Annotated in this window: 13 protein-coding genes; 7 read left to right on the top strand and 6 right to left on the bottom strand. The window is 68.8% G+C overall.

The window, feature by feature from the left end:
* Positions 1–14 precede the first annotated feature (14 nt).
* From AC07PF_RS31115 to AC07PF_RS31100, 4 genes are all read right to left on the bottom strand, one after another.
* Positions 15–1,106 carry a hypothetical protein gene (locus AC07PF_RS31115; RefSeq protein WP_494614496.1) on the bottom strand — a complete coding sequence of 364 codons (1,092 nt, stop codon included), beginning with the start codon at positions 1,104–1,106 and terminating at the stop codon, positions 15–17.
* A 200-nt stretch (positions 1,107–1,306) separates the two neighbouring features.
* The gene (locus tag AC07PF_RS31110; RefSeq protein WP_494614495.1) at positions 1,307–1,885 is read right to left on the bottom strand and encodes a hypothetical protein; all 579 of its coding nucleotides are present in this window, start codon (positions 1,883–1,885) and stop codon (positions 1,307–1,309) included.
* Between the two features lie 967 nt (positions 1,886–2,852).
* Positions 2,853–3,389 carry a hypothetical protein gene (locus AC07PF_RS31105; protein WP_494614494.1) on the bottom strand — a complete coding sequence of 179 codons (537 nt, stop codon included), beginning with the start codon at positions 3,387–3,389 and terminating at the stop codon, positions 2,853–2,855.
* Positions 3,390–3,465: 76 nt separating this feature from the next.
* Positions 3,466–3,891 carry a hypothetical protein gene (locus AC07PF_RS31100; RefSeq protein ID WP_494614493.1) on the bottom strand — a complete coding sequence of 142 codons (426 nt, stop codon included), beginning with the start codon at positions 3,889–3,891 and terminating at the stop codon, positions 3,466–3,468.
* A gap of 383 nt (positions 3,892–4,274) precedes the next feature.
* Here AC07PF_RS31100 and AC07PF_RS31095 point away from each other — a divergent pair, with 383 nt between their 5' ends.
* From AC07PF_RS31095 to AC07PF_RS31085, 3 genes are read left to right on the top strand one after another with little or no spacing between them, the layout of a single operon-like run.
* Complete coding sequence (locus AC07PF_RS31095; RefSeq protein ID WP_494614492.1) at positions 4,275–4,886, top strand: LemA family protein; 612 nt, start codon at positions 4,275–4,277, stop codon at positions 4,884–4,886.
* An 11-nt stretch (positions 4,887–4,897) separates the two neighbouring features.
* Complete coding sequence (locus AC07PF_RS31090) at positions 4,898–5,848, top strand: TPM domain-containing protein (protein WP_494614545.1); 951 nt, start codon at positions 4,898–4,900, stop codon at positions 5,846–5,848.
* 2 nt (positions 5,849–5,850) lie between these two features.
* The gene (locus AC07PF_RS31085) at positions 5,851–6,375 is read left to right on the top strand and encodes a TPM domain-containing protein (RefSeq protein WP_494614491.1); all 525 of its coding nucleotides are present in this window, start codon (positions 5,851–5,853) and stop codon (positions 6,373–6,375) included.
* 139 nt (positions 6,376–6,514) lie between these two features.
* Here AC07PF_RS31085 and AC07PF_RS31080 read toward each other — a convergent pair whose 3' ends face one another.
* Together AC07PF_RS31080 and AC07PF_RS31075 are read right to left on the bottom strand one after the other, a co-directional pair.
* Positions 6,515–7,864: an FAD-dependent oxidoreductase gene (locus tag AC07PF_RS31080; RefSeq protein ID WP_494614490.1), complete on the bottom strand. Its 1,350-nt coding sequence runs from the start codon at positions 7,862–7,864 to the stop codon at positions 6,515–6,517.
* Between the two features lie 22 nt (positions 7,865–7,886).
* The gene (locus tag AC07PF_RS31075; protein ID WP_494614489.1) at positions 7,887–8,885 is read right to left on the bottom strand and encodes a Bug family tripartite tricarboxylate transporter substrate binding protein; all 999 of its coding nucleotides are present in this window, start codon (positions 8,883–8,885) and stop codon (positions 7,887–7,889) included.
* 123 nt (positions 8,886–9,008) lie between these two features.
* Between AC07PF_RS31075 and AC07PF_RS31070 the strand changes: the two genes are divergently transcribed.
* From AC07PF_RS31070 to AC07PF_RS31055, 4 genes are all read left to right on the top strand, one after another.
* Positions 9,009–9,887 carry a LysR family transcriptional regulator gene (locus AC07PF_RS31070; protein WP_494614488.1) on the top strand — a complete coding sequence of 293 codons (879 nt, stop codon included), beginning with the start codon at positions 9,009–9,011 and terminating at the stop codon, positions 9,885–9,887.
* A 110-nt stretch (positions 9,888–9,997) separates the two neighbouring features.
* A complete protein-coding gene (locus tag AC07PF_RS31065) occupies positions 9,998–10,531 on the top strand; it encodes a MarR family winged helix-turn-helix transcriptional regulator (RefSeq protein ID WP_494614487.1) in 534 nt (177 codons plus the stop codon).
* Positions 10,532–10,678: 147 nt separating this feature from the next.
* Complete coding sequence (locus tag AC07PF_RS31060; protein WP_494614486.1) at positions 10,679–11,752, top strand: Bug family tripartite tricarboxylate transporter substrate binding protein; 1,074 nt, start codon at positions 10,679–10,681, stop codon at positions 11,750–11,752.
* 83 nt (positions 11,753–11,835) lie between these two features.
* Complete coding sequence (locus AC07PF_RS31055; RefSeq protein WP_494610204.1) at positions 11,836–12,801, top strand: glutathione S-transferase family protein; 966 nt, start codon at positions 11,836–11,838, stop codon at positions 12,799–12,801.
* Positions 12,802–13,149 lie beyond the last annotated feature (348 nt).

The following is a 13,149-nucleotide window of genomic DNA, read 5'->3' as shown; positions in this document are numbered from 1 at the left end:
CGGGCTCAAAACACTCAACGCGGCGTATAGCACTTGCCCGCAGCGATGGCCGCGGCGACCGCCGGGCCCGTGCTGGCGGCATCGGGGTAGATCGATGGCGTGGCACTGTCCTCCAGCAGGCACAGGTGGTTGGCCTTGCGCACCAGCACCACCGGCTTGATGGGGTACATCATGCCGCTGCGCACGCCCCAGTAGGCCGTCAGCTCACTCGTCGAGGCGCTGCGCATCTGGTCCACGAAGAACCCCCCGACCAGCGGGCCCGTCATGGGGGTACCGATGCCACCGCATTGCGCATCGTTGTAGCTCACCCCGCCGGAGCCCACGGACGCGGAGGTCACGGTGGTGCGCGAGATGCGCCAGCCGTCCCTGAGGCCTACGCCGCCCGGCCCCGGGGAGCATTGGTCCCGCTCCCAGAAGCCCTCGGACAGGAGGCCCTCGGGCGCGCAACGCACCGCCACGGTGTCCACCACAGTGGTATCGATCGACCCGGAGCCGTTGCGCACGATGCAGCCGAAGCCCTCGGGCTTGGCCTTCAGCGTGACGGCATAGGCCGCACCAGCGGCCATCGGCGTGGCAAAGGTGAAGCTGCCATCGGCTTTCAGGGCCAGGTCTTCGCTCCCGGTGGTCAGCACCACCGTCTGGCCGGGAAACACCCCGCTGAGGGTGCCGCCCAGCGTGTTGCGCTCGCTGGGCAGGGCCTTGCACTCGATCAGCACCGACGGCAGGCCCGCAGCCAACGTGCCGGTGTTGCGCGCGGGAGTGCACCGCTGGCCCGCAGGCTGGGTCTTTACGGTGATGGCGTAGTTGCTGCCCTCGGGCCAGGTCGCAGCCGTCTGGAAGTAGCCGTTGGCGCTGGCGGTGAAGTCGTCCGTGCCCTGGTTCTGCAGCACCACGCTCTGGCCTGTGGCCAGCCCCGTCACCGAGATGCTCAGCGCATGGCGAGGCCCGCCGGGGGCAGGATCGGCAGGGCTGTCACCGCCGCCGCCGCAGCCGCACAACAGTGCGCCTGCCAGGCCCAGCGGCGCGAAGCGCCATGCGCCAGGGGAGTTCAGGGGGAACGAGCGAGGCACGGCGCGCGGCGCGTGCGGATATTGAATGGATGCCACGGAAAGCTCCTCTCTATGGGTTGACATGGTGGAGGCTTCGAGCAACGCATGCAACGCGAGCTCTCTGGCCCCACCCCGCTGGTGTGCGCTCAAGGCCGGCAAAGGCCGTTGGTCGAAGGCTGCAGGCCGGCGTTTCCGCTCGGCCCTCGACAGCAAGAAGCGCGTGCGGCGGGCTTGCTGCCTGGCGGTGTGATCCGGTGTCAGGAAGGCGACTTCAGATAGCACCACCCATTCAGGAGCGTGTCGCCCTTCAGGGCCTCGTCCGTGTCCTTCTCCACGCTGTCGAGCGTCGGGTAGTCCTTGACGGGGTTGGGCTGCTCGAACGTCGCCCGCGGCAGCAGGCACAGGTACGGGCCCTTGCGCGCCCACACCACGCGCTTGGTGCCGGCGCCCGTGGTCTGCGTGCCCCAGAAGGCAGTGATCTGGCCACGGGTTTCCTGGCGGTCGAACACCACGCTGCCCTTGAGCGAATCGTCCAGCGTCACGGTGCCGACATTGCCACAGGCGGGGGAGGTCACCTTGCCCTGGGTGAAGCTGTAGCGCGACTCGCCCTCGCGCAGGATGTTGAAGTAGCCACGGGTACTCGGCAGGTCGAAGTAGACGGTGCAGCGGCTGGTGGTCCAGGCACCCTCTGGCATGGCCAGGGGCACGCCAGCGCACGCCACCTGCATTGCGCGCACGTCGGCGCTGCCCACCGTGCCGCTGCCGTTGACCACGGTGCAGGTCTGGCCCATCGGCTGCGTCTGCACCTGCACCGCATAGCTGCTGCCGCCGGCCACCGCCGTGTTGAAGACAAGCGCCCATCGGCCCGCAGCGTGAGGTTGTCGCCCTGGTTGTTTTGCAGCACCAGCGTGCCGCCCTCCACCAGGCCCGTGACCACGCCGCCCAGGTTCTGCGTGCCCACCGGCAGGTTCGCGCAGTTCAGGCTCAGGTTGGTCACGTCCTGCTCCACAGGCAGCGAGACGAGCTGCGACACGGTGCAGCGCTGCCCCTCGGGGTGTGAGGCGATGGTCAACAGATACGGCTCCGTCGGGGTGATGCGCTGGTCCATCGTGAAGCGGCCATTGGCGGTGATGGTCAGCTCATCCACTTCCCCGCGCTTGAGCACCACGCTGCGCCCCTCGCCCAGGCCCGTGACCGTGCCCCCCAGCACGAAGCTTTTGCCGGGCGGCGTGACGACGGGCGGCGTCACGGGCGGCGGCGTCACCGGGTCCCCGTCGCTACCCCCGCCGCATGCCGTCAACAGCAGCAGCGGCAGTGCGGCCAGGGCGGCGCGGGCCGCGGGCGCGCGGCCGGTATGGCGGCGGATGCGTGAGGTGGAAGTGGGGACGTGGGTCACTGGCATGGTCTCAATCCTCTCGGTTCAAAATATAAAAATGACAGTCCACCTTGCGCAGGGCAGGCAGTGCTGAGGCGTGGTGCGCTCGCAAGGGGGGCAGCGCCGATCTTTGGCGCAAAGAGGTTCACTGTCTGTGTCACCTGTCACACGATGGGGCAGCCACCCATTTGGGTGGGCGCGCGGCACTCGCTGTGCACGGCAGCGTGGCCACCACCAATCGTTGCGACACGTGCAGGCAGCAATCCATAGAGTGGCGGTGCGCCGCTCGGCGTTGCGTTGGAGTTCGTTAACGCCGGGCACGTTGCCTTCGCCATCCAGCGGTGGATGCAGAAGTAGATCATCAGCGCCGGCCGCAGCGTGTTGGATGTCGTTGTCGCCAAGGTGTTTTGGCGGGCAAACTCGGCAGGCTATGGGGGGATGCCGTGGTGCGCGAGGTGAGCACCCGTGAAGCGCAAATCATCGGTCACCTCGCGCACGGCAAAGTCCGGCCCTGGGTATGCGGCCAGCAGCTCGGCGGTCTTGAACTCCGCTTCGGCCAGCAGCAGGCCTGCAAGGTCGCCCTGGAACTCGTCCACGACCATGGCCACCCCGTCCACCGGGTGCAGCCGGTGCCGCAGCTTGTGGACGCGCCGCCCGGGCAAGGTGGCGGCGAGCAGGGCGAATTCATCCTCGGGCAGGTAGATGGACGTGATCAGCCGGGTGTGCACGTCCACGTCCCCCTTGCGGGTGAGCCGCAGCATGGGCGCGCCGCCATCGAGCGGGCGCGCCTCGCGCAGCCGCAGCCGCGCGCCGGTCACGTAGAGGTCGGTGATCGCCTCGGTGCGGCGAATGCGCTCACGCGGCGGCAGCTCGCGGCACAGCCAGCGCCGTTCGCGCTCGATGGCAACGTAGTGGGGCTTGGGGAAGCCCAGGCGTTCTGCGGTCTCCTGGTCGATGCTGCTCACCGGCGCTCCTGTGTTCGTGGCGTCCTTGCGGGGTGGGCATGATGCCATGGGCGGGAGGCCCTGCGGGGGCGGGTGCTCAGGCCCCGTCCTCGGGCAGGGGCGTGTACTCTGCGGGCGAGGCGATGTGGCCGGCTTCGAGCTGCGCGTGCATGTCCTGCTCCAGCGCGATGTCCCTCAGGACCTGCAGGCGCTGGCGCGCCTGCGCCACGGTCAGCGGCTGCTCGGGCGACGAATCCTGCGCAGGGGCGCCGGCCGAGATGGCCGCATCAAAGACCGCCAGCGGCAGGGTCCCCGCCTCGATGCCGTGCAGCAGTGCCATGACCTGGGCTTTGCTGGCGGGCCACTCGCCCGAGAACACCGGGATGTCGAGCACGGACTCGTTTGCCACCGCCCGGCGCCGGATCTCGGCGATGGAGTGCGGGCTGATGCGCCGGATGGCCGCAATCTGCGGGGCGCTGAGGTCCGGGTGCGAGGGCTTGAAGCGAAAGCAGCGGTGGCTCATGGTGGCAACGGGGGGCTCAGGTGGGGGCGCGACCTTCCTGGAGTGCCACCTTCCTCAAGGATTGGATGCCGCCGTGGTGGCCTGGGTCATGACCGTGGCCCAGGCACCGTCCACGCGCTTCCACACCTCCACCACCCACACTTGTCGGCCTGAAGGTAAGGGGGAAACACGCTCATGTCTGTCATCGCACACTTTAGCAAACGGGGCCGGCGCAGGTCTGGCTTGCGGCCCAAGGCCAAGCCACTGCGCAGCCGGTGCATGGTGAGCAGCGGGCGGGGGGGCCGCGCGCGCCGGGAATAGCTTCGCTCCTACACGTCGCCGCATGGGCATGGCATATGGTGGGTTCGCCGCACGCCACTGCCTTGCCCACGGACGACCTCACCATGATCCAACGCCTCACCGCCGCCCTTGCCACCCTGCTTGCTGCCCTCGCACTCTCGGGCTGTGGCTACAACGACTTCCAGCGCCTGGACGAACAATCCAAGGCCGCATGGAGCGAGGTGCTCAACCAGTACCAGCGCCGCGCAGAGCTGGTGCCCAACATCGTGGCCAGCGTGAAGGGCGAGGCCAATTTCGAGCAGGAAACGCTCACCCGCGTGGTGCAGGCGCGGGCCCAGGCCACTGCCATCCAGGTGACGCCCGAGACCCTCAACGACCCTGAGACCATGCGCAAGTTCCAGGCGGCGCAGGGCGAGCTGTCGAGTGCGCTGTCGCGGTTGATCGCGGTGTCCGAGCGCTACCCCACGCTGCAGGCGAACCAGGGCTTTCGCGACCTGCGCGTGACGCTGGAGGGCACCGAGAACCGCATCGCCGTGGCGCGCAACCGCTACATCGATACGGTGCAGCAGTACAACACCCTGGCGCGCAGCTTTCCCACCAACCTCACGGCCAAGGTGTTCAGCTACGCCCCCAAGCCGCCGATGGCCGTGCCCAATGAGGCGCAGATCTCCGCCCCGCCCACGGTGGACTTCTCAACCACTCCCAAGAAGCCGTGAGCTACGGGCTCATGCCGCACGCCAAGCCCTTCTGGCGCTACCTTGCCACTGCCGCGCTCCTGCTGGGGGCGGTTTGTGCCTGGGCCCAGGCGCCCGTGCAGCCGGTACCAGCGCTCACAGGCCATGTGGTGGATGGCACTGGCACGCTCAGCGCCGAGCAGCGCACGGCGCTCGAAGCGCAACTGACCGCTCTGGAATCGAGCCAGGGCAGCCAGGTGGTCGTGCTGATGGTGCCCACCACAGCCCCTGAAGACATTGCCGCCTATGCCAACCGCGTGGCCAACCAATGGAAGATCGGGCGCCGCGACGTGGGGGACGGGGTGTTGGTGCTCGTCGCCAAGGACGACCGCAAGATGCGCATCGAGGTGGCCAAGGCGCTCGAGGGCGCCATCCCCGACATCGCGGCTGCGCGCATCATCGACGGCACCCTGCAGCCGCGTTTTCGCGCTGGCGACTTTGCCGGCGGACTGCAGGCTGCCGCCACGCAGCTGGGTGCGCTGATTGCCCGCGAACCGCTTCCCGAACCCTCTGCGCCACAGCCATCGCAAACGCGTGGCCAAGGCATGGTTTCGGGGTTTGGCTGGGGTGAGGCCGCCATCGTCCTGGTAATGGGCGTGCTGATCGGCGGGCCGATTGCGCGCTCGATGTTCGGCAACGCGTTCGGCTCGCTCGCCACCGGCGGCGCGGCGGGGCTGGGGGCCTTCGTGCTCACATCCAGCGTTCTCCTGGCCGGCCTGGCAGCCATTGCGGGCCTGCTGTTCACGCTGATGGCCGGAGCAGGCCGGCGCACCACGCTGCGCCAAGGGGGCTCCGGCATCCCATGGGGCGGGGGGCTCGGGGGCCTTGGCGGCCTGGGCGACGGAGGCTTCGGCGGGGGTGGCTCGCGCGGAGGTTCGGGCGGCGGCTTCAGCTCGGGCGGCGGTGGCAACTTTGGCGGGGGCGGTGCCTCCGGAGGGTGGTAGCCATGGTGCTGTCCCGATCTCTGCGCGCGCTGCGGCGCCTGGCCGTACACCGCTGGCAAGAGGGCGATGTGCGCAAGGTCCTGCCCGATGAGGCCCTGGCGCGGCTGTCGGCGCGCGTGGCCGCCAGCGAGCAGTTGCACACGGGGCAGATCCGCATCTGCGCCGAAGGCGCGCTGCCCTGGAGCTATCTGCACCGCGACGCCACGGCCCGCGAACGCGCGCTCATGCTGTTCAGCAAGCTGCGCGTATGGGACACCGAGCACAACAACGGCGTGCTGATCTACCTGCTGGTGCCCGAGCACGCCATCGAGATCGTGGCCGATCGTGGCCTTGCCCGCAGCGTGCCGCCGGGCGAATGGGAGGCGGTAGTGTCTCAACTGGCTGTGCACCTGCGCGAAGGCCGCTACGAAGAGGGCCTGGCGCAGGCGGTGGATGCAGTGTCGGCCAGGCAGGCGGCGCACTTTCCCGGGCTGGGCGCCGGCATCGCTTACGCCAACGAGTTGCCTGACGCGCCGGTTGTTCGGTGAGTGGCTGCCGCCGCCTGCCGCAGCTCGCAGTTGTGGGGTGACGGCAAAGCGCACCTCTGCAGCGGTGCGTTCGGCCTGCGCAAAGCCAGGGTGATCGCACAGGGCGATGCTGCCGGTGGCCTCTTGGCCTCTTGGCCTCTCAGGCCTCCAGCAGCGCCCCGTCCTCCCGCAGGCACGATTGCAGGCGGTGGACATCGGTGTCCTGGAGCCTTTGGGCGCCGGCCAGGGCGGCAGCGGTGCCCGCAGCCTGCCCCATCACGAAGCACCCACCGCTGGCGCGCGCCGCGGACTGGCCTTCGTGGGTCATGGACGCGCAGCGGCCTGCCACGAGCAGATTCTCCAACACCTTGGGCACGAGCATCCTCCAGGGCAGGTCGTTGTAGGCCCTGCGCGGGTCCGATGGGAAGCCCCAGGAGATGCCGCCCGCACGGTGCAGCTCCATGGGCCAGGCGTTGAAGCCGATCCGGTCGTCGAAGCGGGCCGATTGGAGAATGTCTTCGCCCGTCAGCGCATACAGGCCCTCGATGCGGCGGGTTTCGCGGATGCCGATCTGCGGCGCGATCTCCACGATGCGCGAGCCTTCGAAGCCTGGAACCTGTTCGCGCAGGAAGCGGAAGTACTCGGCGATCTGCCGGCGCCCCTCCACCTCGCCGTCGCTCAGCTCGATGGCGTTCACGGCGTTCATGGCCTGCCCCTGGGCGTTGGCGATGGAGGTGACGTTGGCGCGCCACTCCGCCGGATGGATCTGGGGCCGCAGGATCGCTCCTTCGCGGGGAAACCGGTACCTGCCCGGAAATTGCTCCTGCGCCCGTTCCATGAAGTCGTTGATGGCCTTGAACTCGCCCACGGCCGGCAGCGCCCGGTCGGCATCGACATGCCCGACCCGGAACATCGTCGAGGGGAACAGGCCGCTGCCGTGCCCATCGCCGACCTCGTGCGCAACGCCGGCGAAGGCTGCCACATCCGCGTCGCCGGAACAGTCGATGAACACGTTGCCGCGAATCGCCTGCCGGCCCGATTTCGTCTCGACGACGAGCGCCTGGATGCGGTTGCCATCGCGCAGCACGCCTGCGGCCCGCGCATGGAACAGCAGCTGCACGCCCGCACCGAGCAGCCATTGGTCGGCCGCGCATTTGTAAATGGAGGTGTCGTAGGAGCGCACCCGGATGCGCCCCTGCATGCCGTCCTGCGGCTGGTTCAGCCCTCCCTGCGCCTGCAGGCGGTCCAGCAGCTCGTCAACGACGCCCCGCACCAGCAGCTTCATCTCCCCTTCATGCCGGCCGTACAGGCCGGCGAAGTTGGTGACGCCACCGGCCGTGCCCATGCCGCCCAGAAAGCCGTAGGACTCCACGAGCAGGGTCCGCGCCCCCCTGCGCGCCGCGCTCACCGCGGCCGCCAGGCCGGCCGGCCCGCCGCCCACCACCACTACGTCGTATTCACCAAAGACCGGCAGGTGGCGCGCGGGCTCCAGCAGTGTTTCAACAACCATCTCGTTCTCTTCTTTCATTGCATCAATCCAGGGCGATGCGGTTGGCTTCGATCACCGGCTTCCAGCGTGCGATGTCGGCGCCGAGCTGTCTGCGCATGTCTTCGGGCGAGCCGCCTGCGGGGTCCATGTACTGCGCGCGGAATCGCTCCACCATGGCCGGCTCGGCGAGGATCTGCGCGATCTGGCTCTGCAGCGTCTTCAGGACGGCGTCCGGCGTGCGAGCCGGTGCGACGAAGGCAATCCAGGCGTCCGCCTGGATGGCGGGCAGACCGCTTTCCGCGAGGGTGGGAACGTGGGGGAGCGAGGGTGACCGCGTGGGCGAAGCCACGGCCAGGGCCCACAGCTTGCCTGCCTTGGCGTGGGGCATGACCGCTGCCGCCGGCAGCAGCGCCATGTCGACCTCACCGGACAGCAGGGCGGTGACGGCCGCCCCCGATCCGCGGTAGGGAATGTGCACCGCATCGGCACCGCCCTGGGCGGCCAGCGCAGCCATGCCCAGGTGCGAGATCGACCCGGCGCCGATGGATGCAAACGTCAGCTTCGCGCCTTTCATTGTGGAGGCGAGCGCCTTGGCGTCGGCGCTCTCCAGCTTCTTGCCCACCACCAGCACGGAGGGCTGGGAGACGGCGATGGTGATGGGCGCAAGGTCCCTGGCGGGGTCGTAGGGCAGCTTCTTGAACAGCAGCGCGTTCACCCCGAGCGGGCCTGCGATGCTCACGCCGATGGTGCGGCCATCGGGGCTCGCCTTGGCAATCGCGTCGGTGCCGATGTTGCCCGCCGCGCCGCTCTTGTTCTCGACCACGAAGGGTTGGTGCAGCCGGGCTGCAAGCCGCTCGCCAATGGCCCGCGCGGCCAGGTCCGGGGTGGAGCCTGCGTCGAACGGGACCACGAGCCTGACGGGGCCCTGCGGCCAGTCCTGGCTCCAGGCCGGCAGGCCGGCCAGGCACAGGCATGCCAGTGCGGCGGCGGCGCGGATGGAGGGGAATGCGGTGAAAAAAATGGACCGTGTGTCGGATGCCATGGGTGTTGTCTCCTTGTGTGTCCCCCGCATGCGGTGCGGGGATTGCGCAAACTTTAGGGGGAGAGCAACATTGCGTCTATTTAATGCGCGGCATAACTCTCAGCAGGATTTGAAATAATGGACATGCGGCTGCTCTCCGTGTTCGATGAGGTCTACAAGACGCGCAGCGTGTCGCGCGCGGCCGAGAACCTGGACATTCCGCAGACCTCGGTGAGCCTGGCCCTGGCACGCCTGCGGCGGCAGTTCAACGACCAGCTGTTCGTGCGAACCGCGCAGGGCATGGTGCCCACGCCGCATGCCGCCGACCTGCTCGGCCCTTTGCGGCAGGCGCTGGAGCTGCTGCGCACGGCCACGAAACAGCAGGTGGTCTTCGACCCGCTGACCTCGAAGCGGCACTTTCGCATCAGCATGACCGACGTGAGCCATCTGGAGTTTCTGCCGCGGCTGGTCAAGAAGGTCGAGTCCGTGGCCCCGGGCATCCAGATCGAGGTGCTGCGGATCGCCCCCGAGACGGCGGCCCGCCTGGAGGCCGGCGATGCCGACCTGGCCGTGGGCTACATGCCCGAACTCGATGCGGGCTTCTACCAGCAAAAGCTCTTCGATGAGGGGTTTGCCTGCGTGGTGAGAAAGGCGCACCCGCGCCTTGCGTCGCGGGTCACCCGGCCGCTCTACCGGCGGGAGCGGCACGTGGCCATCATCGCGCCGGGCACCGGGCATGGTTTGCTGGAGCAGGAACTCAAGCGCCTGAAGATGCAGCGCGACGTGGTGCTGACCCTGCACACGCTGCCGGGCCTGGGCAACCTGCTGGCGCAGACCGACCTGATCGCCACGGTGCCCGCACGCGTCGCCCAGACCCTGGCACGGATTGCGGCGGTGCGCCTGGTGCAGACCTCATTCCCGCTGCCAGGCTTTGCCATCAAGCAGCACTGGCACGAGCGGTTCCACCACGATCCCGGGAACCGGTGGCTGCGTGCGATGGTGGCGGAGCTGTTTCTGGAGTGAGGGCGTCTGTGCCTCCCGTCCGCAGCCGCGCAGGCGGTCGCTAGACTCCGATGGACACATCGTTTTTCGCACAACAAGACATGGCCACTGGCAAGCAATCCCCCATCCCCTTGAACGAGCCTTATCGGCTGGACCAGTCGCTGGGCTACCTCCTCAACCGGTCGGCGGACATCGTGTCCGCCACGTTTGCCGACATCCTGAAGAAGCACCACCTGAGCCTTCCCGAATGGCGCGTGCTGACCGCGCTGACGGACGGCAACGACCAGACCCTCAGCGAACTCGCGGCGCACGCGGGAACCGAGCTGTCCTACCTCTCGCGGGTCGTGCTGCAGGCGCAGGAGCGCGGGCTGGTGCTGCGCTTCACCTCGGCTGCCGACAAGCGCGCCACGCGTGTCTCCATCACTGCCGATGGCCGCGCCCTGGTGCGCGAAGTCATGCCCCAGGCCAGGGCGCTGGAGGCGAGCTGGCTGCACGGCATTCCAACGGCGGACGTGGACACCATGCGCAGGACCTTGCGCGCCCTGTACCACAACGTGCTCAACAGCCACCCGGACCTGGCATCCAGCGGTCGCAAGCTGACGGTGGCGCGCCGGATGCGCAAGCGCAGCGATGCCTCTGGCGAAGACGGTCCGGCATCCGGCTAGGCTTCCAACGCTCCATATACGGCCCCACGAGGGATTTGCCGAGTCCCGGGTTTACACCAGCATGGCCTGATAAAAGGTAGCTTAAGCTACTAATTATCAGGTGGTCATGGTGGCTGCCGTGTACCGCCGCAGCGGCGAGGAGCTTCGATGACAAACCACGACGGCCACCCCGACCCGTTGCCCAGCGCGGGGGGCAGGGCAACGGCAACCTCCATCGCCAGGGCGCGCAGGCCTGCACTGCCTGGCCTGCTGCGCAGGCCCTTCCTGGCGGCCCTGGGCGCTGTCCTTGCCGTGGCTGCGGGCGCCGCGCAGGCGCAGGTGGCGCCGTTTGCGACGCAGACCATCACCATCGTCGTGCCCTACACGCCGGGCAGCGGCGCCGACATCATTGCGCGCTCCGTGGCGCCCTTCATGTCCCGCAGGCTGGGGCAGCCGGTGGTTGTGGAGAACAAGCCCGGTGCCAGCGGAACCATTGCCATGGCCAGCGTTGCCAAGTCTGCCGCCGACGGGCATACGCTGCTCATGGCCGCGGACTCCCTGGCCATGACCCCCAGCCTCTACCGCAAGCTGGCGGCGCTGCCCCACAAGGACCTCGCGGCGATCGGCCGGGCGGCTGTCGGCTCCATGGCGCTGGTGGTGCACCCCTCGGTGCAGGTGTCGTCGGTGGCCGAGCTGGTGGCGCTGGCCCGCAGCGAGCCAGGCCGACTGACTTATGCGACGCCCGGCGCCGCATCGCCGCACCATGTGCTGATGGAGCTGTTCAAGCAATCCACCGCCACCGACCTGCTGCACGTGCCCTACAAGGGCATGGCCGGCGCGGTGACCGATCTGGTGGGCGGGCACGTGCAGGTGGGCGTAATGTCGCTGCAGGTGGCGATGCCGCATGTCAACGCCGGCAAGCTGCGGCTGCTCGCCGTGGCGGACGGTACCAGGGTGGCCGCAGCCCCACTGGTGCCGACATTTCGGGAGGCGGGGTACTCCGAGCTGTCGCACGCGAACTGGTTCGGGCTGTTTGCTCCCGCGGCAACGCCGGCCAGCGCCATCGGCAGGCTCAACGCGGCGCTGCTGGAGGCCCTGTCGCAAAAGTCCACGCTGGACACCTTGCAGGCCCAGGGCCTGGCCGTGTCCACCAGTTCTCCCGCCGATTTCGCACAGCAGGTGCAGCAGGATGTCGAACGCTGGAGCCAGGTGGTGTCCAAGGCCGGCATCAAGGCGGACTGAAGCGCCACGACCCCCCAGGCCCGGCCTCGCGCACCCGCGGGCGCGCGCCGGGTGCAACACCTCCCCACAAGCAACCAGACCCCATGAACTCCGACCTCGAAACCCTTGTCACGAACGCCCGCGCCCAGCTGTCGGCCCGCTCCGAACCGATTGGATCCTCCCCGGGCGGGAGGGCGCGCTTTGAACTGTTCCACGCGCCCAATTCGATCTGCTCGCAGAAGGTCCGCGCAGTGCTGGCCCACCACGGCATGGCGTACCTGTCCAGCTCCATGAGCATTGTTGCCGGAGAGACCTATCTGCCGCAGTACGTGCGCCTGCGCATGCTGGCGTGCGACAGCGAGGGTCTGCCCCTGGTGTCCTTGCACTCCGGCAGTACCGCGGTGGCGACGGGGGGTTGCGATCCCGCTGTGGTTCCCACGCTGGTGGACTGGACGGCGGGCAAGGTCGTCATCGACTCCAGGCGGATATGCAGCTACCTGGACGGTCTGGCGGACCCTGCCGCGACGCTTCGCCCGGGCCACCTGGCCGATGGAATCGACCAAGAGCTGGGGCTGGTCGACGAACTGCCCAACTACCAGATGCTGGTCGGGCGCACGCCGGATGCACACCGCTACGGCGCGTCGCCGCGGGCGGGCACCGGCGTGGATTTCGCCATGAAAAAGGTGGCGCGGTGCGACCGGTACTTGGCTGATTTCCCGCAGGACGAGCTACTGCAACGCGGTTACCGGGCCAAGCGGGCCAAGGAGCTGTGTGCCGCCGAGCAACTGTTCTCGCAAGAGGCCATGCTCCGTGCCTACGAGAAGGCGGAGGCCGCCTGCAGCCAGCTGGAGCAGACTCTGACCGAGCGCGCATCGCCTTGGCTTTTTGGCGAGGCGCTGACCATGGCCGACCTCTTCTGGGCGATTGAGCTGTTGCGCATGAAGAACCTGGGTGCCGACCGGTTCTGGAGCGGCGGCCTTCGGCCCCACGTCGCCGCGTACGTTGGGCGGTGCGAACTTGCGCCGGCGGTACGTGAGGCCGTGCTGGACTGGCCGGGCGCCATTCACTGAGGCAGCGCTCGGGCCCGGCCTCTACCGGCTCGCGATTGGCGGGCCCCGCAGGCGTGCGCGCCTGGCCGAATGGGGGGGTCCTTGCGGCCAGGTACCCTGCCATGCCTCTGCGGGGCCCATGGGTGCCCGCCAACCGGCATCAGCGCACCCAAGCCGGTGGCTCGGCACCTCGTGGACGACGCACTACCCGCCTGGGGTAGGGACAAGCCGCGCTGCCCTGCGCATACTGCGCAGCGCGCAGGGGAGGGGGACGGATCCGGGCTGCCCCGCGGTTGCCGGTTGCATTGCGTGCCGTGTTGCGGCGGGTTGCCAGGCCAGCGCTTTTTTTGCCGCGCGTACTTGTGGATG

The sequence above is a fragment of the Acidovorax sp. GW821-FHT10A04 genome (assembly GCF_059415825.1).
Note: the sequence above shows the minus strand (reverse complement) of the source record. Positions and strands in the feature narration are given on the sequence as shown.